The following is an 18,466-nucleotide window of genomic DNA, read 5'->3' as shown; positions in this document are numbered from 1 at the left end:
CCAGCCATAACGGACCCTACGTCCGTCTGCAGTGTCCTTCCCGATTCCATCGAGAACAATGCGCGGTTTCTCAGCCGCGCCCACGGAGGGCACACTCGTGAAGCATACTCTTCTTGCAACCATTTTCGCAGCCGCGGTCGCGCTGCCGGCCTATGCCGCCGACTACACCATCATGGCGCCGGCCGCTCCCGGCGGCGGTTGGGACCAGACGGCTCGTTCGCTGCAGACCGTTATGCAGAAGGAAGGCATTTCTGGCAACGTGCAGGTTCAAAACGTTCCGGGCGCTGGCGGCACCATCGGTCTCGCCCAGTTCACCGGCCAGAACAGCGGCAACCCGAACGCACTGATCGTCGGCGGCTACGTCATGGTCGGCGCGATCCTGACCAACAAGTCGCCGGTCACCCTCAAGGACGTCACGCCGATTGCCCGCCTCACCGGCGAATATGAGGCGATCGTCGTTCCGACCGCATCCGACATTAAGACGATGGCCGATCTCGTTGCCAAGCTGAAGCAGGATCCGGGCTCCGTTTCCTGGGGCGGCGGTTCGGCAGGCGGCACCGACCATATCGCTGTCGGCCTGATCGCCAAGGCTGCCGGCGTCGACCCGACGAAGATCAACTATGTCGCCTTCTCCGGCGGCGGCGAAGCGCTGGCCGCTATTCTCGGCGGGCAGGTGACCGCAGGCATTTCCGGCTACGGCGAATTTGAATCGCAGGTGAAGGCTGGGCAGCTCCGGCTTCTGGCCGTTTCCAGCGACAAGCGCATCGAGGGCGTCGACGCGCCGACGCTCAAGGAATCGGGTCTCGATGTGGCTGTCGAGAACTGGCGCATGGTTGCCGCAGCGCCCGGTCTTTCGGCCGAGCAGACGGCCGCAATCACCGCCGATTTCGACAAGCTTTCGAAATCCGCCGGCTGGCAGGAAATCCTGAAGACCAAGGGCTGGGCCAACACCTACCTCGCCGGCGACGCCTTCAAGGCGCAGCTCGACAAGGACGTTTCGGCAACCGAAACCATCCTCAAAGAGATCGGACTTGTTCAATGAGCAGGGGCAACGAACCCTTGGCAACGAAGCGTCGCCCCGACTGGGCGGCGCTGGTCATCGCCATCTGTCTTTTCGCCGTCGCCGCCGTCATGCTCTGGGACGCGTCGCACATGCGCGCTATCGCCCAGTATGACCGCATCGGCCCGGCAACCGCACCCAAGGTCGTGGCCTTCGGGCTGATCGGTCTCGGCATCTGGACGATCTTCGAAGCCTGGCGCAACGAGTTTCCGGAGCGGGAACATCAGGAAGTTGCTCCCGTCATCTGGATTGTCGCCGGCCTTGCCGCGCAGATGCTGCTTCTCAAAACGGCAGGCTTTTCGATCGCAACCGGCATTCTCTTTGCGTTCACGGCGGCCGGCTTCGGACGTCGCAAACTCTGGATCTCGATCCCCGCGGGCATCGCCTTCAGCTTCGTCGTCTGGGTGATCTTCGCGAAGCTTTTGCAGCTGACCCTGCCTGCCGGGCCGTTCGAACGAATCTTCTTCTAGGATTGGATGCGATGAGCACCTTCGAATTCCTCTTCCAGGGTATCCTGGTCGCCATGCAGCCGATGAACCTGCTCTATGCGTTCGTCGGCGTTACGCTCGGCACTGCGGTCGGTGTGCTGCCGGGCATCGGCCCGGCGCTGACCGTGGCGCTTCTGCTTCCCGTCACCTACAAGCTGGACCCTGCCGGTTCGCTGATCATGTTCGCGGGCATCTATTACGGCGGCATGTATGGCGGCTCCACGACCTCTATTCTTCTCAACACGCCCGGTGAAAGCGCCTCGATCGTCACCGCACTGGAAGGCAACAAGATGGCGCGGGCCGGCCGCGGCGGGCCAGCGCTGGCGACGGCGGCGATCGGTTCGTTCGTCGCGGGACTGATCGCAACGCTCGGCCTTGCTTTCATCGCGCCCTATGTCGTCAAGCTTGCGCTGATTTTTGGACCGCGCGAATATTTCGCCCTCATGGTCCTCGCCTTCGTGACCGTCTCCTCGGCCTTCGGAGACTCCGCCTTGCGCGGCTTGACCTCGCTCTTCATCGGCTTTGCCCTTGCCATGGTCGGCATCGACCAGCAGACAGGACAGGCACGCCTTTCCTTCGGCGTTCCGGATCTGCTCGATGGCGTCGAGGTAACGACGCTTGCGGTCGCGATGTTTGCGATCGGCGAAACGCTCTATATCGCCGCTCAGGGCAATCGTGGCGAAGAGAAGGTCGAGGCCGTCAGGGGCTCGCTGTGGATGACGGCGCAGGATTGGTCACGCTCGTGGAAGGCTTGGCTGCGCGGCACGCTGATCGGCTTCCCGATCGGAGCTATGCCGGCCGGCGGTGCCGAGATCGGCACGTTCCTCTCCTACGCCACCGAAAAGCGTCTTGCGAAGAACCCGGAGGAATTCGGCCACGGTGCGATCGAAGGCGTTGCCGGTCCGGAGGCTGCGAACAATGCGTCTGCGGCCGGCACGCTGGTGCCGCTCTTGACGCTTGGCCTGCCGACGACGGCGACGGCAGCGATTATGCTCGCCGGCTTCCAGCAATATGGTCTGCAGCCCGGTCCGCTGTTGTTTGCGAACAACCCGCAGATCGTCTGGGGCCTGATCGCCAGCCTGCTGATCGCCAATGCGATGCTGCTGGTGCTCAACCTGCCGCTGATCGGCTTGTGGGTGCGTCTGCTGACGATCCCGAAGCCATGGCTTTATGCCGGTATCCTGCTGTTTGCGACGCTCGGCACGATCGGCGCCAACCCCTCGGTGTTCGAGCTCGGCATGCTGCTCGCCTTCGGCGTGCTCGGCTACATCATGCGGCTCTTCGGCTACCCGATCGCGCCGGCGGTCGTCGGCCTCATCCTTGGTCCGCTGGCCGAGCAGCAATTGCGCCGCGCGTTGGCGATCAGCCAGGGCGACGTGACGACGCTGGTGATGTCGCCGATCGCCGCGGGCCTGCTGATCGTTGCCGCAGCGGCCTTCATCATTCCGCTGATTCTGCGGTTGCGCGGACGCGGCGAGGTTCTGTCGCAGCTTGCTGCGAACGAGGACTAAAGAAAAAGACTGCCCGAACCCCTCCCTTGCGGCCGGCGATGGAAACATCCGCCGGCCTTTTCGTGTTACAGGGAAGACAGCTCCTGCCTGGTTTGAGGAGCAGCTCCTTCTTCGGGCCAGCGAAGCCGCTGACCGTATGTTCTTGCATAGCAGGGCTGAATTTCCGTTGCTTGTGGCGAGACGCGCGCGGCCACATATGTGAGCGGTCAATCATAAAGCAAAGCGAGAAAGAAAATGTCCTTCCGTAAGTCCATTCGCGATGGTTTCCTTGGCCGCGCCTTTGCGGTGATCGGTGCTGCAAATGCTGTGAGCGCCACCATCGAAGCTGGCCGTCGCCCGAAGGCCCGCGATCTGCGCGAGCTCGGCATCGACCCGAGCATGTTTGGCAGAATCAACCACTAAACTCATCTGCGCCCTTCGGCGCGGATTTGGCGGTCGGCCGATCGCCAGATACGAAACAGCCCGCAACCGGATGGTCGCGGGCTTTATTTTTGTCCTGCTGAAGCCGCACCGTCGGGTGTGGCTCATCAGGTTCAGGCGTGCAGTTCCTTGTGCGCCTGCGCGCTCTCTGCCGCCTGCTCCTTCTTGTTGTAGCGGATGGAAGACCACAGCGAGATGCCGATCAGGGCCGCGCCGCCAAGGCCGGTGATGACCTCGGGGATATGGAACATGGTCTGCACGTACATGATCACGGAGAGGATCAGGATCGCGTAGAAGGCGCCGTGCTCGAGATAGCGGTATTCGGCAAGCGTTCCCTTTTCGACAAGCATGATCGTCATTGACCGCACGTACATGGCGCCGATGCCGAGGCCGATGGCGATGACGAAGAGGTTCTGCGTCAGCGCGAAGGCGCCGATGACGCCGTCGAAGGAGAAGCTGGCATCCAGCACTTCGAGATAGATGAAGGCGCCGAGACCGCCTTTGGCGGCGGCGCTCATCGTCTGCTGCGAGGCATCGAGCAGGCCGCCGATGACCTCGACCGCGAGAAAGGTCAGCAGGCCGTAGATGGCGCAATGGACGAAGGTGCTGGCTTCTTCCTCGCCAAGGAAGGACGAGAAGATCAGGACCAGCGCCAGAACGAAGGCGATCTCGATGCCTTTGATCGTGGCGGAACGGGCCATGAGCTTTTCAAGCCCGGCGATCCAGTGGACGTCTTTCTCATGGTTGAAGAAGTAGTTGAGGCCGACCATCATCAGGAAGGTGCCACCGAAGGCGGCGATCGGCAGGTGCGCGTCGTTCATGATGCGCGCATACTCGGCCGGCTCGCGCGCTGCGAGCACCAAGGCTTCCCAGGGGCCGATGTTGGCGGCGATCGCGACGATCGCGAGCGGGAAAACGATCCGCATGCCGAAGACGGCGATGACGATACCCCAGGTGAGGAAGCGATGCTGCCAGGCCGGCGTCATCTCCTTCAGCTTGTTGGCATTGACGATGGCGTTGTCGAAGGAGAGCGAGATCTCCAGCACGGCGAGCACCGTGCAGACGAAGAAGACGGTCGCCATGCCGCCGATGGTGCCGGTGGTCTGCCAGCCAAGGGCTGCGCCCAAGATGAGGCCGAGGAAGGTGACGATGAAGGCCCAGCGGAAATAGCCGAGCGTCGATTTCTGCGAGGAATTGTTGGTCATGGCCGCACCTCGCAGCCACGAGCCTTGTCGAACAGGGAATATGTGCGTGAAAAACGCGACATACCACAAAGGGCATGCGCGTGAGGCATGGTGAGCTTTTTCATCAATGAAAATCCGCCGGCTTAAGCTGCAGGCGGTACCGACATCACGAGAGCGCCGTAATAACTCTCGCCAGAGGGGCCCGGCACCAGGTTCACCCGTCGGCCGATGTCCGAGGCCGCGGGATAAGGCGAAGGTAGTGAACTTCCCGCGCCAGTCAAGATCGGCGCGATACGCTTTGTCTTTTCTTTGGAACCATCCGGCCTCGCCGTCGTTAGCCCCTAGTTCACCAGTGTTATGCGCAATAAAAAGGAGGCCGACGATGCACCCCTCGACCCACACTCCCGACAAACGCACTGAAAAATCCGACCGAATGAAGCGAGCGCGCCCCAACCGAATGCAGAAGGCGCAAGTGCTGCCACCACATCAGGTCGATCTGACCCTGCCGCACGGCGTTTTCGATGACGTCCACGTTCCCGCCCACGTCACCGGCCGTGATCTTTCGAAGAGTGGGCCGAAACCGGCCGTGGAGCACGATTCCACGATCGCAAAGCCGACCCGTTGATGCATCGGTGTTTGCAGCCCTGAGTTTTTACTCGCGACAACCGGTGAGAAAGATGAAAGCAACTTTGGTGCCGCACGACATTTACATGAAGCACGAGATCGAATGGCAAGCGCTTCGCGCGGCCGCTGATATTCAGATCGATCTGGAAAACATCGAGATCACGAATTCGCTGGGCTCTCGTTGGGACCCGCCGACGCGCTTGAGGCTGGACATGGCGTCCCCGGCGGTGCGGCGATTGTAGTCGCCGCTTCGTCAGGCGCTTCGCAGCATCATGGATCGTCACTCTGATGATCAGGATCGCTCGAACCGCGCTTCCACCTCCTGCAAGATGAACTGCTCGTAAGTCGTAGCAACGTGGCCAAGAACGCAACCGGTCAATGGCGGAGCGTCGCTTGCGCCGGAAAACCACCTGCTGGCCCGGACGGCGCAATCCCAGCTCAGGGAAAATATCAGCAACATCCGCTGCGCCCCTCGTCTTCCATGCGAAAATCAAGCAGCTGCCAACCTTTCGGAAAGGATTGCCCGGCGATAATCCGTCCGTTCACGGGAATCGGATAGATGGCAAAGACTGCGACCCGCCGCCGCAAATCATCGGCACGATCGAAGGGAAGGGGAGGTGGAAGCGCTCTTCCCTGGACAATCATCGGCGTCATCGCCGTTGGTGGCATTGCGATTTACGACAACTGGAAGAGCGTGAAGCCGATGCTGGCCGCGCACGCGCCGGCGTCCATCGTTTCCCGGCCGGCCTCGGTCGTGCGAAGCGAACCTGCACGCGATTCCAGCCCGAGGCAGACCGCCTCGATCACCGCGCCGCCGCGCGTGGTACCGCCTGCCGCCGTGCCGATTCCGGCCAAGGCGCCTGTCGTCCCCGAAAAAGCGATCCCGGTCTCCATCTCACCCGCGCAAGCGCAGACCGGCAAGGCCGCGTTCGGTTATTGCGGGCAGGGAGAGCACATCAACTGCGTCGCCGATGGAGGCACGTTCTGGTACAAGGGCGAGAAGATCGCCATTGCCGACGTCGTGAGCCCCGGCATCGAGACGGCTCGTTGCGACAACGAGAAGCGGCTTGGCTTTGCTGCCAAGCTGCGGCTCCTGAACATCCTGAACTCCGGATCCTTCTCAATGAACCCGGCCGGGCAGCCTGGCAAGGCCGGCGTGCCGAACGTCGTGTCGCGCGATGGCCTGTCGATCGGCATGCAGATGATCAACGAGGGCTTGGCACGCAAACCCGGCGCGAATGGCGCCTGGTGTGCCTGAGCCTGGCCTGTACCTGCAAAACGGTGGGCTACTTCTGCTTCGGCGCCTTGCCATTGGTGCGGAAGCTGCCCGCAAACGCCGTGTCCTTGCTTTCGGCGGTGCATTCGATGGCAACCGGCTTGCCGCCATACGGGTTGCCCATCGTGCAGGTGCCGGCAACTTTCACTTGACCGGTCATCTTCTGGCCGACGCCCGTCACGACTAGGTTGAGTGGCATGCGAGCATTGCCGTTGGAGGCGGGCTTGATGGCCGTGCCATCGCCTTGAAAGCCCAGCATCTTGCCGCCTGAGGTGAAGATGAAGGTGACCTGGCCATTCACAAGCGTCACGCTTGCGAGTTCGCCTTCGCAACCCTTCGTCGCGTCGACCTTGCCAACGACGAGATTGGCGCATTTGCCGGAAAGCGTTAGCGCTCCGGGGGCGCCGGGGAAGTTTTGCGGGGCTGCGTCGGCTGCTGTCGTCAGTGTTGCGGCGAGCAGTGAAGCAGCGGCCAAAGTTGCCAGTTTCATGTCTTTACCTCGTCGTATCTCGGCAGTGCTGTTGTATGGGCAGCGACTTGCCATTCTTCTGTGTTCGAAATTGGTCGATAGGCTCGACTTTCAATCTTGGCAATCGACCGCGTTTGCCGTGCGGTCATTCGGGCCGAGCAGACGGGGACGTGCGGTGAAATGACGCTTGGTCGAAACCCATCGGGCGCGATAGCTACCTCTTGGCCTGGCAGCGAGACTGCCGGTTAAGCTAAGATGGAGGAAATGCGATGATCAGGAAAATCGCTCTGAGTGTTGCTATCCTGGCCTTCGGCGTCGCTCCGGCGCTCGCCGCAAGTAGCCACTATTATGTGGAACATGCTCCGAACAGCAACAAATGCAGCGTCGTGCCGAAGCGCCCTGACGGCAAGGCCGCTATGGCCGTCGGAAGCTCGCACAAAACGAAGGCGCTCGCCGAGGCGGCAATGAAATCGGCGGCTGCGTGCATGTAGCATGGGCTGCTGTTTGCGCACGAAAATCGGACGAAGCGCCCGCTGATTGGCGGGCGTTCTGCCAAGACCAGCGCGCATCGTCTACGGGTTGGCTGTCTATCGCGCAAGCGGGGAGCCTGGGGTGCGGTGGCAGCCGATTTGTCGGTTCGCCAAAAACGAGTATAGTCGGATTCCGGCCATGCTCATCCAGGGGGAGGGCGAAATGGGCGCTGCATCTGGTGCTGCCTTCAATGCTGCGATCCTGGCCGCCACGCTCGTGGCGCCATCGACAGCTTTTTCTGCTGGGGCACTGAACGTCGATGCTCGCGCTCACACCTGCAGCCAAATCTCGCAGATTATCCGCCAAAACAAGAAGGTGTTCGTCCGCTCCGGCTTCGGCGGCAGCAGCTTTCGCTATCCACCCGCCAAGTGTGGGTTGGGCTATGGGCGCTCCACCGCCAATGTCCGAGATGCGAGGGGCAAGCAGTGCGTGCTCGACTACGCCTGCGTTTACGACAGCGGATCCTTTTACAATAATCCGTAGCGTCTCAATGGGAGGCGCGCCTCTCCCAGCTGATATCGAGGCGACGCCTCAACGAGAGGCCGCGAATGATGTCGGAAGGCCCGGCCGTCAGAGTTTGCTACCCGCGGCGTCTTTTCCACCCGATTTTCTTCGTGATGGCGCAGAATTGCCGGCAGCTCCGGCAGAAGACCTTCGCCGCGTTAAGCGACAACAGCGTGCAGCGCTAGAAATGGCGACATGGCGTGCCTGCGATGCTCTTGGGGTCGGAGCATTAAATGCGCAAAGACCGAAAGCCGCCCACCCGTTTCTTGCCGTGGCAGCGGCGCTCGTGGAACTGCGCGCAAGCGGTGCTTCATCCAGCATCCCGAAACGGAAAAGGGCTTAGCGGTTTTCCGCTAAGCCCTTGAATTCGAATGGTGGGCGTGACAGGGATTGAACCTGTGACCCCTACGATGTCAACGTAGTGCTCTCCCGCTGAGCTACACGCCCATCCGATGGCGGCGCATAGACCACAAACCTTTTTTGCCGTCAATAGGCTTTTTTCGGTTTTGTGACATGCGCTGCCGGAAGCCTTATGCGGCAAGCATTTTGTTCACTTCCTCGACGAGGTCGCGCAGGTGGAAAGGCTTGGAAAGAACCTTGGCGTCCTTCGGTGCCTTCGAATCGGGGTTCAGCGCGACCGCCGCGAATCCGGTGATGAACATCACTTTGAGGTCCGGATCGAGTTCGGTCGCGCGGCGCGCCAGTTCGATGCCATCCATTTCGGGCATGACAATATCGGTCAGGAGCAGCGAGAAGGGTTCTTCGCGAAGCCTGTCATAGGCGCTGGCGCCGTTGTCGTAAGAGAGGACTTTGTAGCCTGCCTTTTCAAGCGCCTTCACAAGGAAGCGGCGCATGTCGTTGTCGTCTTCTGCAAGAAGTATCTTCTGAGTCATTATCCAGACCGCTGATCCGTAATTTATGCGTGGGGCTCCAGCCATTTACACTAGAGTTCGCCCAGTAAACAACCGGTGAAGAGGCCGTCCGGGCCGTCATCCCCATGAGATAGTATGGACTTGCCGTGCGGCAACTGGCAACATGGGCGAAGCAGTAGCCTCCTGGCATGGTAAAGAGGGAACAAGGGTGCACGAAATCCCCGAATACGCACTTTTCGAGGTCCGGGAGCCTTTGTCGCACACCATTCCATTCGTCTACAACTCGCCGCACAGCGGGCGCATCTATCCTCCTGAGTTCATCGCCCAGTCGCGTCTCGAAGGCGTTTCCATACGCCGCTCCGAAGACCACTATGTCGATGAGCTGTTCGCCGATGCGAGCGCGCTTGGGGCGCCGCTCCTGCTTGCAAACTTTCCGCGCGCCTATCTGGATGTGAACCGCGAACCTTACGAGCTCGATCCGCGCATGTTCGACGGTCTGCTGCCGCCTTACGCGAACATCAATTCGCTGCGCGTGGCGGGCGGGCTTGGCACTATTCCGCGCATCGTTGCGGAGAACATGGAGATCTACACCCGGCGGCTGTCGGTGCAGGAGGGGCTGGATCGTATCGAGAGCGTCTACAAGCCGTATCATGCGGCGCTGCGGCGGCTGATTGCCCGCACGCATGTGCAGTTCGGCTTCGGCGTGCTGATCGACTGCCACTCCATGCCGGGCAATGTTCGGGTGGCCGGCAGCAATGCGCGGCCCGATTTCATCATCGGCGACCGATATGGCACCAGTGCCTCGGCAGAGCTGTCGCGCGCCGCCGTCGCCATTTTCGAGGAAATGGGCTTCACCGCGATCCGCAACAAGCCCTATGCCGGCGGGTTCATCACCGAGCATTACGGCCGCCCGTCACGCGGGCTGCATGCGCTGCAAATCGAAGTGAACCGGTCGATCTATGTCGACGAAATTACGCTGGAGAAGCGTGCCGACTTCGCCTTGGTTGTCGGAGCGATCACCGCCTTCATGCGCCAGTTGGCGGTCTATGTGGCGCAGTTCGCGACAGATTCTGCCCTGGCTGCCGAGTAAGCCTTCTAGGCTGCCAAAAAAAGACCGCCTTGCGGCGGTCCAAGTCTAGGGAGGAAACACCCAAGGAGGGTATTTACAGTCAGAAGACTGTGAGCAAACGCTACTATTGCGATGCACAATTGTCAATCAGAATTTTGCGGTGCAAAAAAAATGTGCAGCCGGCTAAAAGCTGCCGCTCTCGTTTGCAACCGGCCGCAATTCCGCTATGAAAAGCGCCACTCGCGCGCCACCGATGGATTTCACCATGTTGCCTGATCGCTCGTTCTTCAACCGCCTGGCGGAGGCCGCCAAGGCCGAGACACTGCCGCGTTTCCGTTCCGGGCTCGACGTGACCAACAAGCTGTCGGGCGGCTTTGACCCTGTCACCGAGGGCGACAGGGCGGCTGAGGTCGCCATTCGCGCGCTGATCGAGGAGCATTTCCCGGATCACGGCATCCTTGGTGAAGAGCACGGCAGCATCGGCCTGGACCGCGAATACGTGTGGGTTATCGACCCGATCGACGGCACGCGTGCCTTTATTTCCGGCGTGCCCGTCTGGGGAACGCTGATCGGCCTGCAGCAATATGGCCGGGCCATTATGGGGATGATCGAGCAGCCCTTTACCGGCGAACGCTACTTCGCGGATGAAAATGGTTCTATCTACAACGGTCCGGAGGGAGAGCGCCGGCTGCAGGTTCGCGATTGCGGTGCACTGGCGCACGCCATTCTCTTCACCACCTCACCGCATCTCTTCACGGGCGCGGAGATGGACAAGTACAGAGAGATCGAGAGCCAGGTGCGGCTCTTCCGTTACGGCACGGATTGCTACGCCTACGCGTTGCTCGCTGCCGGCCACGTCGACCTGGTTATCGAAAACAGTCTGAAGCCCTACGATGTCGGCGGCATCATTCCCATCATCGAGAACGCCGGCGGGATCATCACGACCTGGGATGGCGGGCGCCCGGAAAACGGCGGCTCGATCATTGCCGCTGGAAGCCGCGCCGTCTACGAGCAGGCGATGGCTGTCCTCAATCGATAGCAGCCATCGGCACTTGCCGAGGTCGTCAGATAGCGGCCGGGCTAGGTGCCAAAACCTTCGACTTCCTCGACGGCCTCGGCATCGCTACCGGGAACGAAGGCGTGAAAGGCTGCAAGCGCTGCCTTGCGGTAGACATCGCGTTCCTGCAGCACCTCATGCCGCGCGCCGTTGATCGGGACGAACTGGGCGGCGCGGAAATAGCGCGAGATACGCTCCTGCGCGATATAGGGCACGATCTCGTCGCGCGTCGGCGCGATGACGACCGTCGGAATGGTGATCGAGAACAGATGGTTCGGTGACGTCACGCGGTCGATCGTTAGGAACGAATCGTGCAGCCAGCGTGCCGTCGGGGGCCCGAGCGTCAATTCCGGATGGGCCGCGGCAACACCAGCGTTGCGCTCGAACCGCGTCTGGTCCGATGTCAGAGGGTTATCGCGGAACGGCTGTTCCTTGAGCTTGCGCGTCAGCGGAAACGAGCCGAGACCGAGCGAACAGGCGACCCCAGCGAGCGCGCGGATCGTACCTTCCGACGCTGCCTGGCCCGAGAGGCCGATAAACGGGGCTGTCAGCACCATGCGCTCGATGCGCGTCGAGAGGTAGGGGGCGGCGGACATCGCGATCAACGCTCCGGTCGAATGCGCGAGGATGAAGAAGGGCAGGCGGGTATCCGGCAGCACGATCTTCTCGAGAAACGTGTCGAGGTCGTGCTCGTAATCGATGAAGCGGCGGACATGACCGTAGTGGCGATTCTTCAGAAGCCGGTCGGAGCCACCCTGGGCGCGCAGATCGAATGTTGCAACCCAGAGGCCACTGGCCGTCAGGTCGCGGATCGTCTCGAAATACTTCTCGATATATTCGTTGCGGCCCTGGAGGAGGACGACGGTGCCCTTCGCTACCGGCGCATCAGAGCGGAAGACGGCATAGCGCAGCCGATGGCCATCATGGGTCTCGAAGAAGCCTTCCGTGCGGTTCTCCGGTATCGGATTGTTGGGGGTCGAGAAAAGGACTGGTTCCATGGCTGATCGATCGTGTCCTTCCGGATTCGCCTGTCGAGTAAAGCGGATAGGCGATCGCCATGTCAAATGAAAGAAAGATGCGGTGCCAACCTGCGGTAGAGCAAAACGTTGAATCCTGTCACCACTGTGCAAACGTCTTGAGCTGGTGTGGCTCGTGGCAGCCTTCGTATACTCCCTTTTGAGTAGGCATTAGCGCTATTCTGCGAAGTTCAATGCAATGCAACTTATTGTACCATGGAGCAGTATTACTCTTTTCAAAGGAAGCCAGCATGTTGTCGACGGAAGATCCAAAGCTGCCAGGCAATACCGCGCGCAGGCATTTTCTGGGTGTGGCCGCCGCCGCCGGTGCTCGTTTCGCAAGCGTTGCGGCCATCGCCATGGCAGTTTCCTCTTCCCCTGCGCACGCGATGGGCAGGCGTTGGGGGCGCGGTGGTTCTGGTGGACGCGGGCATGGCAATTCTGGTGGCAGCGGGAATGGCAACTCTGGTGGCGGCGGTGGTGCGCATTGCTTCTTGCGTGGGACATCGATCCTCACGGATTGCGGTGAAAAACGTGTCGAGGATCTTCGGATCGGCGATCGCGTTGCGCTTCCGGATGGGGATATACGGCGGATCAAGTGGGTCGGTCGCCAAGTCTTCAAGAGGAGTGGCGCGCGCTGGCATGACGGCGTCGTGCCGGTCCGAGTCTCGCGCCATGCGCTGGATGAGCATACGCCACATTCCGATCTCTACCTGTCGCCTGGCCATGCGCTGCTCCTGAACGGTGTTCTGATCCGCGTCAAGGACCTCGTGAACGGCACGACGATCGCGCCAGTCGTTCCTGCCAACGACAGGTCGATCGAGTACTATGCCGTCCTGCTCGATACGCATGAAGTCATCCTTGCTGAAGGCGCTGCGGCCGAGACTTTCCATCCCTCGGACAACAGTCACGAAAACTTCTCCAATTTCGCGGAGTACGAACGCCTTTATGCCGGTGAGGAGCGCGGTCCGATGACGTCTTATGCGCCGGTTGTCGGCGAGGAAGGCGGCTGGACGCATTTGAAGGCGCTTCTCCTGCTTGGCGCTTCGCATTGGGTGCCGACGCGCCACCCATTCGAGGATGCCTGCGAAAAGATCAACGCGCGTGCCAAGGAGCTGTCGGTCTGACACGCGACGGGCTGTCGTCGTCTTCGAACTCAACCGTTCAAAAAAAGACCGGCATGCGGAACGTGAGGTTCCGCGATGCCGGCTGGAGATCGGGCTGAAGACGAAGGGACGATACACTCCAGCCGTCGGGCCAGTGTCACCCGATGGGCATGATTCCTAATCCTCCACTCATGAATGGCTTCCGAACCGGCTATTCATATGCGGTTCACGCAACGTGAGGGCGGTCCTGCGCCGGGGTCTTGAACTGCGCAAAAGCCATCCCCATCTCATTCCTGCAGGCGCCAAACGGGCCTGTCCACCCGTCCCGAAGCTGCCGATCAAGGGGTTTCAGGGGCAACTATCGCAACACGTCGCTTCCTCAGGAGGACATCATGCGTCACGTAGACTTCTCTCCCCTTTATCGTTCGACCGTCGGTTTCGACCGTCTTTTTACCATGCTCGACAGTCTCGGTCAGCCTGACCAGGGCCAGACCTATCCGCCCTACAATATCGAGCGTACCGGCGAGAGCACCTATCGCATCACCATGGCCGTTGCTGGTTTTGATGAGACCGAAATCTTCATCGAGGCACAGGCCCACGCTCTGACCGTCAAGGGTGAAAAGAGCGAAGACAATGTGGAAGGCAGCGAGTTCCTCTATCGCGGCATTGCCAAGCGCGCCTTCGAGCGCCGCTTCCAGCTTGCCGATCACGTCGAGGTCACCGCCGCTTCGTTGAAGAACGGTCTGCTCCACATCGACCTGCTTCGCAGCATTCCGGAAGCCATGAAGCCGCGCAAGATCGCGATTGCGGCTGAGCCGGTCAGCGCGCCGAAGGCCATCGAGGCGCAGGTCGCCAACTAAATCGGTCCTCCCAGGCCAATCATGCAGGCGGCGCTCGTGTGAGCGCCGCCTTTTTGTCGTCCAATGTCAGGCCGGGCTTGCCGCTTCCTCGGCTTCCTCTTCGGTAATGTGGTGCGCTGCTCTGGCCGCATATTTCTGCGCGATCACGGCACAGACCATTAGCTGGATCTGGTGGAACAGCATCAATGGAAGCACGATCGCCCCGACCGATTGCCCGGCAAAGATGACGCTCGCCATCGGCGCGCCGCTGGCGAGGCTCTTCTTCGAGCCGCAGAAGGTGATGGTGATCTCGTCGGCCTTGCTGAAGCCGAGGAGGCGGCTGCCAAACATGGTGAAGCACAGCACGAAGGCGAGCAGTGCTGTGTCGGCGACAATGACTGCGGCGATGTCGCCGATCGAGAAGGTGTGCCACAGACCCTCGACGACCGCCGTGCTGAAGGCGAGATAGACCACCATCAGGATCGAGCCGCGGTCGACAGGCATCAGAAGCCTCTTCTTCGCGCGGATCCAGCCGCCGATCCACGGCTCAAGCAACTGGCCGACGACGAAGGGCAGCAGCAGCTGGAGAAGGATCTGCTGCAGCGCGTTCCACGAAAAGCCGCCATGACCGCCGACGGAAAACAGCAGCCCGACCAGCAGCGGTGTCAGGAACATGCCCAAGATGTTCGACGCCGATGCCGAGCAGATGGCTGCCGGGACGTTGCCACCCGCCATCGAGGTGAAGGCGATTGACGACTGCACCGTCGATGGCAGAACGCTCAGATAGAGGATCCCGAGATAGAGCGGCTTCGGCAGTATCCATTCAGGCACGAAGCCGAGGCCGAGGCCGAGGATCGGGAAAAGTCCGAACGTCGTCAGCAGGATGACGAGATGAAGCCGCCAGTGCAGCAGGCCGGCGATCACGACGTCGCGCGACAGGCGTGCGCCGTGCAGAAAGAAGAGAAGGGCCACCGCCAGGTTCGTCGCGATCCCGAAATAGCCGGCAAAAGCGCCTTTGGCCGGCAGCAGCGCGGCGAGGATGACGGTGCAGACGAGTAGCATCGTAAAGTTATCGGGTAGAAAACGGCGCATGGCGGACACTCATGGAGATCAGTAGATCATTTGTGTTTCTTCCATTATGATACAGGATGCAAGGAATAACAGTTATCGCATTTCTGGATTGCCATGCTTGATCTTACGCAACTGCGCAGTTTTGTTGCCGTCGAACAGATGGGAAGCTTCACGCTTGCCGCCGAAAGGCTCGGGCTCGGCCAATCGACCGTCAGCCAGCACATCCAGCGGCTCGAAAGCGCTGTCGGACGGCGGTTGCTGGCGCGCGACACCCACAAGGTGCTGCTGACGACCGACGGCGAGGCGCTGCTCAGCCATGCGCGGGCGATGCTGACGATCGAGGCACAGGTTCAATCGCAATTCAGGGGACAGAAGCTGCGCGGCAATCTCCGGCTCGGCGTGTCGGAAGACTTCGTGACCAGCCAGCTACCGGCAGTGCTCGAGGATTTCGTCCGCTCGCACCCATCGGTCGATCTCGAATTGACGGTTGCGCTCTCCGGGACGCTCTACGAGATGCAGGACAATGGCGAGATCGACCTCGTGCTGGCGAAGCGCCGGCTCGGCGATGCCCGCGGGCGGCTGGTCTATCGCGAGCCACTCGTCTGGCTGGCGCGCGATCCCGAGCAGGTGTTGAGCGGTGGGCCCCTGTCATTGATCGCCTTCCCGCCGCCGAGCGTGACGCGCAGCATTGCACTCGAAGCGTTGGGGCGCAGCCAGGTCGCCTGGCGGATCGTCTGCACCTGCGGCAGCCTCAGCGGACTGACGGCGGCAGCGCGGGCGGGGATGGGTGTTCTGGTGCAGCCACGCAGCATGGCGCCATCAGGGTTGAAGGAGATTGGCAAAGGCAAGCTGCCGGTGCTCGAGGATGTCGAGTTTGTGCTGGTGCCGCGAAAAGGGGCGGACCAAGCACTGGTTTCAGCCCTATCGGATGATATTCTTGGTAAGGTGCGTAGCCTTCGCGCCAACACATGACACGGCTGTCAGCCGCCGGACGAACAGTCGCGAAGCCAGTTTCCCAACATGCGCTATGGAGAGGGCGATCTTGTCTTCAAGACCTCGGCTTCCCTATCAAGTGGCACTGAAGCCGTCGTGATAGCTGACTTTGCCCGCAGGCGTGTGGCCGTCGAACGCCAAGTGCATGAAATATTCCGCAGGCGCCGCCTCAAAGATCAGATTGGTGTCATTCTGGAAGCCGAAGCGCCTATAGTAGCCAGGATCGCCGAGAACGACGCAGCCTCTGGCTCCGACATTGGTAAGCCGCGATAAGCCGTCGCGAATGAGCTTGCCGCCAATGCCCTCTTTTTGACGGTCCGGCCTGACCGAGACCGGTCCAAGTCCAAACCAGCCCTTGTCTTGGCCATCGATCGCAACGGCGAAAACGCGATATGCCCTAGAACGGCACCATCCTGGACCGCGACGAGCGAGACCGTCAATGCGCCCGCTTCGCGGAGAGCGTCAACAATCTCTGCTTCTGTTTGACTGCTATATTCCATCGACGCGAATGCCGCCTTTGTTATCTGACGGATCGCCGCGATGTCGCTTGGCTGTTCAGGACGGATTTCCATTCGGGTTTCCTTCGCTGTTTTCCGATTTCAGACCGGTGCCCCCGTGATAGCGCGGCTGCGGCGGGGTGGCGAGGGCATCGGATCTCAACCACGCCCATCCCGCAACAACGCTTCACGCGGGCGCAATTTTCGTTCGGCTTTTGCCGCAAAAGTTAACGGGCCGCCTACCATCTTAAGACGCTCTCAACCCTGTAGCTTAGGCATCTGGTTAGGTTCGGCGTCTAGGCTCCCCGGCTTGATGGTCGATCTTCGGGGCAAGGAGAACGGACCGATGACGTATGGCATACTCTTCGTATCCGGGCTGGTTGCCTGTGTGATGCTGATTGTCGTGGCCGGACACGACGCGAAAACGACGGACAGCGGCAAGCCGCAATCCGCCGTCACGGGGCATCAGAATTGAGCCCGACAACTCAGTCCGCGAGGCAGCCCAGGAAGCCATCGACGTCTGCCTTTGTCGTCGCAAAGCTGGTAACCAGTCGGACCAGCGTCTCACCTGGGCCGACGAGCTCGGGCGTTGCCGGCGGCACTGGCCACTCGTAGAATTTCGCACCCTTCTCCTCGGCGGTTTTGGCCGCGCTCTTCGGGATGACTGCAAAGACTTCGTTGGCCGAGGTCGGCCACGCGAGGCGAGCCGAGTTGCTTGCGTCAATGCCGGCGCGCAGGCGGTCGGACATGCCGTTTGCATGGCGAGCAAGGTCGAGCCAGAGATCGTTCTCGAAATAGGCATCGAACTGGGCGGCGATGAAGCGTGACTTGGAGAAAAGCTGGGCCGCACGCTTGCGGATGAACGGCATCTCCTTGGCCTGTTCCGGATTGAACAAGACGATTGCCTCCGCGCACCAGCAACCGTTCTTCGTGCCGCCGAAGGACAGCATGTCTACGCCGCGCTTCCAGGTCATCTCAGCGGGGCTTGCACCGAGGGAGACGAGGGCGTTGGCAAAGCGTGCACCGTCCATGTGGAGGGGTAGCTTATCTCTCCGGGCGATTGCGGCGATTTCGTCGATTTCCGACAGCGTGTAGACCGTACCGGCCTCCGTTGCCTGGGTGATCGTCACAGCCGTTGCCCGCCCGTGTTGTACGGCGGTCTGCGGGAAGGCTGCAATCTTCTCCTTGAGTTTTGCCGGATCGATCTTTCCTTCTGCACCGGGAACGCCGAGCAGGCGGGCGCCGCTGAAGAAGTCGGGTGCGCCGCATTCGTCGGCGATCACATGCGCTTCGGAATGGCAAAACGTGATTCCGCCGGGGCGCTGGACGCTGGCAAGCGACAACGAGTTCGCCGCCGTGCCTGTGCCGACGAACAGCACCGCGACCTCGCGCTCGAAGACTTCGGCAAAGCGTCGCTCGACGCGCCGATCGAGATCGCTTGCGCCATAGGCCGCGGCAAAGCCGTCGGATTCCCGGAGCAGACGTTCGGCGATGGATCGATGGGCGCCTGCCCAGTTGTCGGATGCAAAATACATGAAAGGAGACCGCTTGGGACGTGGTGGGGATCAGGTTCGGGCGGCGACATTACGCTATCGCCTGGGCGGGTCAAAGGGGCGGCGTGGAATCCATCACAAAAATTTACCTAAGCAATCAATAAACAAAATAATGCGGAGTTGCGTAATTTTATGTCTCGATGTCTACCTATGTGGTAATATTCTGTCGCCAATCGACGATTTTTTGATTCAACGCTCTTGCGCGGGCGGGATGTTTCTGGCATAGATCGAGTGAATTAGGACAGGGTTGCTGTCCTATTTTGGCCGCGATGGCCGAAGAGGCGCCAAAAAACCTTACACTCGTGGGGTTTCACGCTATAGTTCTT

General features: G+C 60.9%; 21 protein-coding genes, 1 tRNA gene and 1 pseudogene. 15 read left to right on the top strand and 8 right to left on the bottom strand.

Annotated features, from left to right (window positions below; genetic code table 11):
* The first annotated feature begins 97 nt into the window (after positions 1-97).
* The 4 genes from WGT02_RS18995 (at position 98) to WGT02_RS18980 (ending at position 3,461) form a co-directional block, all read left to right on the top strand.
* Positions 98-1,042: a tripartite tricarboxylate transporter substrate binding protein gene (locus tag WGT02_RS18995; protein ID WP_024315892.1), complete on the top strand. Its 945-nt coding sequence runs from the start codon at positions 98-100 to the stop codon at positions 1,040-1,042.
* Positions 1,039-1,530 (top strand): tripartite tricarboxylate transporter TctB family protein, encoded by a 492-nt coding sequence (locus WGT02_RS18990; RefSeq protein WP_024315893.1) that lies wholly within the window; start codon positions 1,039-1,041, stop codon positions 1,528-1,530. The genes WGT02_RS18995 and WGT02_RS18990 overlap by 4 nt, the downstream gene beginning before the upstream one ends.
* A gap of 11 nt (positions 1,531-1,541) precedes the next feature.
* Positions 1,542-3,059, top strand: a complete 1,518-nt coding sequence (locus WGT02_RS18985) for a tripartite tricarboxylate transporter permease (protein WP_208249683.1) — start codon at positions 1,542-1,544, stop codon at positions 3,057-3,059.
* 234 nt (positions 3,060-3,293) lie between these two features.
* Positions 3,294-3,461: a hypothetical protein gene (locus WGT02_RS18980; protein ID WP_093041484.1), complete on the top strand. Its 168-nt coding sequence runs from the start codon at positions 3,294-3,296 to the stop codon at positions 3,459-3,461.
* 131 nt (positions 3,462-3,592) lie between these two features.
* On the opposite strand, the gene WGT02_RS18975 is transcribed toward WGT02_RS18980, so the two are convergent.
* Positions 3,593-4,684 carry a DUF475 domain-containing protein gene (locus WGT02_RS18975; protein WP_024315895.1) on the bottom strand — a complete coding sequence of 364 codons (1,092 nt, stop codon included), beginning with the start codon at positions 4,682-4,684 and terminating at the stop codon, positions 3,593-3,595.
* Positions 4,685-5,045: 361 nt separating this feature from the next.
* On the opposite strand from WGT02_RS18975, the gene WGT02_RS18970 reads away from it, so the two are divergent.
* The 3 genes from WGT02_RS18970 (at position 5,046) to WGT02_RS18960 (ending at position 6,545) form a co-directional block, all read left to right on the top strand.
* Positions 5,046-5,288, top strand: coding sequence for a hypothetical protein (locus WGT02_RS18970; RefSeq protein ID WP_024315896.1), 243 nt, complete (start codon positions 5,046-5,048; stop codon positions 5,286-5,288).
* Positions 5,289-5,373: 85 nt separating this feature from the next.
* Positions 5,374-5,529 (top strand): hypothetical protein, encoded by a 156-nt coding sequence (locus WGT02_RS18965; protein ID WP_339151140.1) that lies wholly within the window; start codon positions 5,374-5,376, stop codon positions 5,527-5,529.
* Between the two features lie 317 nt (positions 5,530-5,846).
* A complete protein-coding gene (locus WGT02_RS18960) occupies positions 5,847-6,545 on the top strand; it encodes a hypothetical protein (protein WP_024315898.1) in 699 nt (232 codons plus the stop codon).
* A gap of 28 nt (positions 6,546-6,573) precedes the next feature.
* On the opposite strand, the gene WGT02_RS18955 is transcribed toward WGT02_RS18960, so the two are convergent.
* Positions 6,574-7,053, bottom strand: a complete 480-nt coding sequence (locus WGT02_RS18955; RefSeq protein WP_208249685.1) for a hypothetical protein — start codon at positions 7,051-7,053, stop codon at positions 6,574-6,576.
* Positions 7,054-7,301: 248 nt separating this feature from the next.
* Between WGT02_RS18955 and WGT02_RS18950 the strand changes: the two genes are divergently transcribed.
* Together WGT02_RS18950 and WGT02_RS18945 are read left to right on the top strand one after the other, a co-directional pair.
* Complete coding sequence (locus WGT02_RS18950) at positions 7,302-7,523, top strand: hypothetical protein (protein WP_024315900.1); 222 nt, start codon at positions 7,302-7,304, stop codon at positions 7,521-7,523.
* 202 nt (positions 7,524-7,725) lie between these two features.
* Positions 7,726-8,046, top strand: a complete 321-nt coding sequence (locus tag WGT02_RS18945; protein ID WP_225039740.1) for a hypothetical protein — start codon at positions 7,726-7,728, stop codon at positions 8,044-8,046.
* 393 nt (positions 8,047-8,439) lie between these two features.
* On the opposite strand, the gene WGT02_RS18940 is transcribed toward WGT02_RS18945, so the two are convergent.
* Positions 8,440-8,514, bottom strand: a tRNA-Val gene (locus WGT02_RS18940).
* Positions 8,515-8,597: 83 nt separating this feature from the next.
* On the bottom strand, positions 8,598-8,960 hold the full coding sequence (gene cpdR1 / locus WGT02_RS18935; RefSeq protein WP_007527565.1) for a response regulator CpdR1: 363 nt from the start codon (positions 8,958-8,960) through the stop codon (positions 8,598-8,600).
* Between the two features lie 187 nt (positions 8,961-9,147).
* On the opposite strand from cpdR1, the gene WGT02_RS18930 reads away from it, so the two are divergent.
* Together WGT02_RS18930 and hisN are read left to right on the top strand one after the other, a co-directional pair.
* Positions 9,148-10,029: an N-formylglutamate amidohydrolase gene (locus WGT02_RS18930; protein WP_024315902.1), complete on the top strand. Its 882-nt coding sequence runs from the start codon at positions 9,148-9,150 to the stop codon at positions 10,027-10,029.
* Between the two features lie 244 nt (positions 10,030-10,273).
* Entirely contained in the window at positions 10,274-11,047 is a 774-nt protein-coding gene (gene hisN / locus WGT02_RS18925; protein ID WP_208249687.1) for a histidinol-phosphatase, read from the top strand.
* A gap of 41 nt (positions 11,048-11,088) precedes the next feature.
* Here the strand turns inward: hisN and WGT02_RS18920 are convergent, their stop codons facing one another.
* Positions 11,089-12,063: an alpha/beta fold hydrolase gene (locus tag WGT02_RS18920; protein WP_024315904.1), complete on the bottom strand. Its 975-nt coding sequence runs from the start codon at positions 12,061-12,063 to the stop codon at positions 11,089-11,091.
* Between the two features lie 269 nt (positions 12,064-12,332).
* Between WGT02_RS18920 and WGT02_RS18915 the strand changes: the two genes are divergently transcribed.
* Both WGT02_RS18915 and WGT02_RS18910 read left to right on the top strand, forming a co-directional pair.
* Complete coding sequence (locus tag WGT02_RS18915; RefSeq protein WP_037070053.1) at positions 12,333-13,208, top strand: Hint domain-containing protein; 876 nt, start codon at positions 12,333-12,335, stop codon at positions 13,206-13,208.
* Positions 13,209-13,579: 371 nt separating this feature from the next.
* Positions 13,580-14,047, top strand: coding sequence for an Hsp20 family protein (locus WGT02_RS18910; RefSeq protein WP_024318222.1), 468 nt, complete (start codon positions 13,580-13,582; stop codon positions 14,045-14,047).
* A 66-nt stretch (positions 14,048-14,113) separates the two neighbouring features.
* Here the strand turns inward: WGT02_RS18910 and WGT02_RS18905 are convergent, their stop codons facing one another.
* The gene (locus WGT02_RS18905) at positions 14,114-15,118 is read right to left on the bottom strand and encodes a bile acid:sodium symporter family protein (protein ID WP_208249690.1); all 1,005 of its coding nucleotides are present in this window, start codon (positions 15,116-15,118) and stop codon (positions 14,114-14,116) included.
* A 93-nt stretch (positions 15,119-15,211) separates the two neighbouring features.
* Between WGT02_RS18905 and WGT02_RS18900 the strand changes: the two genes are divergently transcribed.
* Entirely contained in the window at positions 15,212-16,069 is an 858-nt protein-coding gene (locus tag WGT02_RS18900; protein ID WP_208249691.1) for a LysR substrate-binding domain-containing protein, read from the top strand.
* Between the two features lie 96 nt (positions 16,070-16,165).
* Here the strand turns inward: WGT02_RS18900 and WGT02_RS18895 are convergent.
* Positions 16,166-16,662, bottom strand: a pseudogene (locus WGT02_RS18895) (GNAT family N-acetyltransferase).
* A gap of 271 nt (positions 16,663-16,933) precedes the next feature.
* On the opposite strand from WGT02_RS18895, the gene WGT02_RS18890 reads away from it, so the two are divergent.
* Positions 16,934-17,062 carry a hypothetical protein gene (locus WGT02_RS18890; RefSeq protein ID WP_258579757.1) on the top strand — a complete coding sequence of 43 codons (129 nt, stop codon included), beginning with the start codon at positions 16,934-16,936 and terminating at the stop codon, positions 17,060-17,062.
* A gap of 10 nt (positions 17,063-17,072) precedes the next feature.
* Here WGT02_RS18890 and WGT02_RS18885 read toward each other — a convergent pair whose 3' ends face one another.
* Positions 17,073-18,122: a low specificity L-threonine aldolase gene (locus WGT02_RS18885; RefSeq protein WP_024318218.1), complete on the bottom strand. Its 1,050-nt coding sequence runs from the start codon at positions 18,120-18,122 to the stop codon at positions 17,073-17,075.
* Positions 18,123-18,466 lie beyond the last annotated feature (344 nt).

The sequence above is a fragment of the Rhizobium sp. T1470 genome (genome assembly GCF_042140505.1).
In the GTDB taxonomy this organism is placed as follows: Bacteria; Pseudomonadota; Alphaproteobacteria; order Rhizobiales; family Rhizobiaceae; genus Rhizobium; species Rhizobium favelukesii.
Note: the sequence above shows the minus strand (reverse complement) of the source record. Positions and strands in the feature narration are given on the sequence as shown.

Coding starts and splice junctions, on each gene's coding strand:
- WGT02_RS18990 (WP_024315893.1), top strand. CDS start 1,039: ATGAGCAGGGGCAACGAACCCTTGGCAACGAAGCGTCGCCCCGACTGG.
- WGT02_RS18985 (WP_208249683.1), top strand. CDS start 1,542: ATGAGCACCTTCGAATTCCTCTTCCAGGGTATCCTGGTCGCCATGCAG.
- WGT02_RS18980 (WP_093041484.1), top strand. CDS start 3,294: ATGTCCTTCCGTAAGTCCATTCGCGATGGTTTCCTTGGCCGCGCCTTT.
- WGT02_RS18975 (WP_024315895.1), bottom strand. CDS start 4,684: ATGACCAACAATTCCTCGCAGAAATCGACGCTCGGCTATTTCCGCTGG.
- WGT02_RS18970 (WP_024315896.1), top strand. CDS start 5,046: ATGCACCCCTCGACCCACACTCCCGACAAACGCACTGAAAAATCCGAC.
- WGT02_RS18965 (WP_339151140.1), top strand. CDS start 5,374: ATGAAGCACGAGATCGAATGGCAAGCGCTTCGCGCGGCCGCTGATATT.
- WGT02_RS18960 (WP_024315898.1), top strand. CDS start 5,847: ATGGCAAAGACTGCGACCCGCCGCCGCAAATCATCGGCACGATCGAAG.
- WGT02_RS18955 (WP_208249685.1), bottom strand. CDS start 7,053: ATGAAACTGGCAACTTTGGCCGCTGCTTCACTGCTCGCCGCAACACTG.
- WGT02_RS18950 (WP_024315900.1), top strand. CDS start 7,302: ATGATCAGGAAAATCGCTCTGAGTGTTGCTATCCTGGCCTTCGGCGTC.
- WGT02_RS18945 (WP_225039740.1), top strand. CDS start 7,726: ATGGGCGCTGCATCTGGTGCTGCCTTCAATGCTGCGATCCTGGCCGCC.
- cpdR1 (WP_007527565.1), bottom strand. CDS start 8,960: ATGACTCAGAAGATACTTCTTGCAGAAGACGACAACGACATGCGCCGC.
- hisN (WP_208249687.1), top strand. CDS start 10,274: ATGTTGCCTGATCGCTCGTTCTTCAACCGCCTGGCGGAGGCCGCCAAG.
- WGT02_RS18920 (WP_024315904.1), bottom strand. CDS start 12,063: ATGGAACCAGTCCTTTTCTCGACCCCCAACAATCCGATACCGGAGAAC.
- WGT02_RS18915 (WP_037070053.1), top strand. CDS start 12,333: ATGTTGTCGACGGAAGATCCAAAGCTGCCAGGCAATACCGCGCGCAGG.
- WGT02_RS18910 (WP_024318222.1), top strand. CDS start 13,580: ATGCGTCACGTAGACTTCTCTCCCCTTTATCGTTCGACCGTCGGTTTC.
- WGT02_RS18905 (WP_208249690.1), bottom strand. CDS start 15,118: ATGCGCCGTTTTCTACCCGATAACTTTACGATGCTACTCGTCTGCACC.
- WGT02_RS18900 (WP_208249691.1), top strand. CDS start 15,212: ATGCTTGATCTTACGCAACTGCGCAGTTTTGTTGCCGTCGAACAGATG.
- WGT02_RS18890 (WP_258579757.1), top strand. CDS start 16,934: ATGACGTATGGCATACTCTTCGTATCCGGGCTGGTTGCCTGTGTGATG.
- WGT02_RS18885 (WP_024318218.1), bottom strand. CDS start 18,122: ATGTATTTTGCATCCGACAACTGGGCAGGCGCCCATCGATCCATCGCC.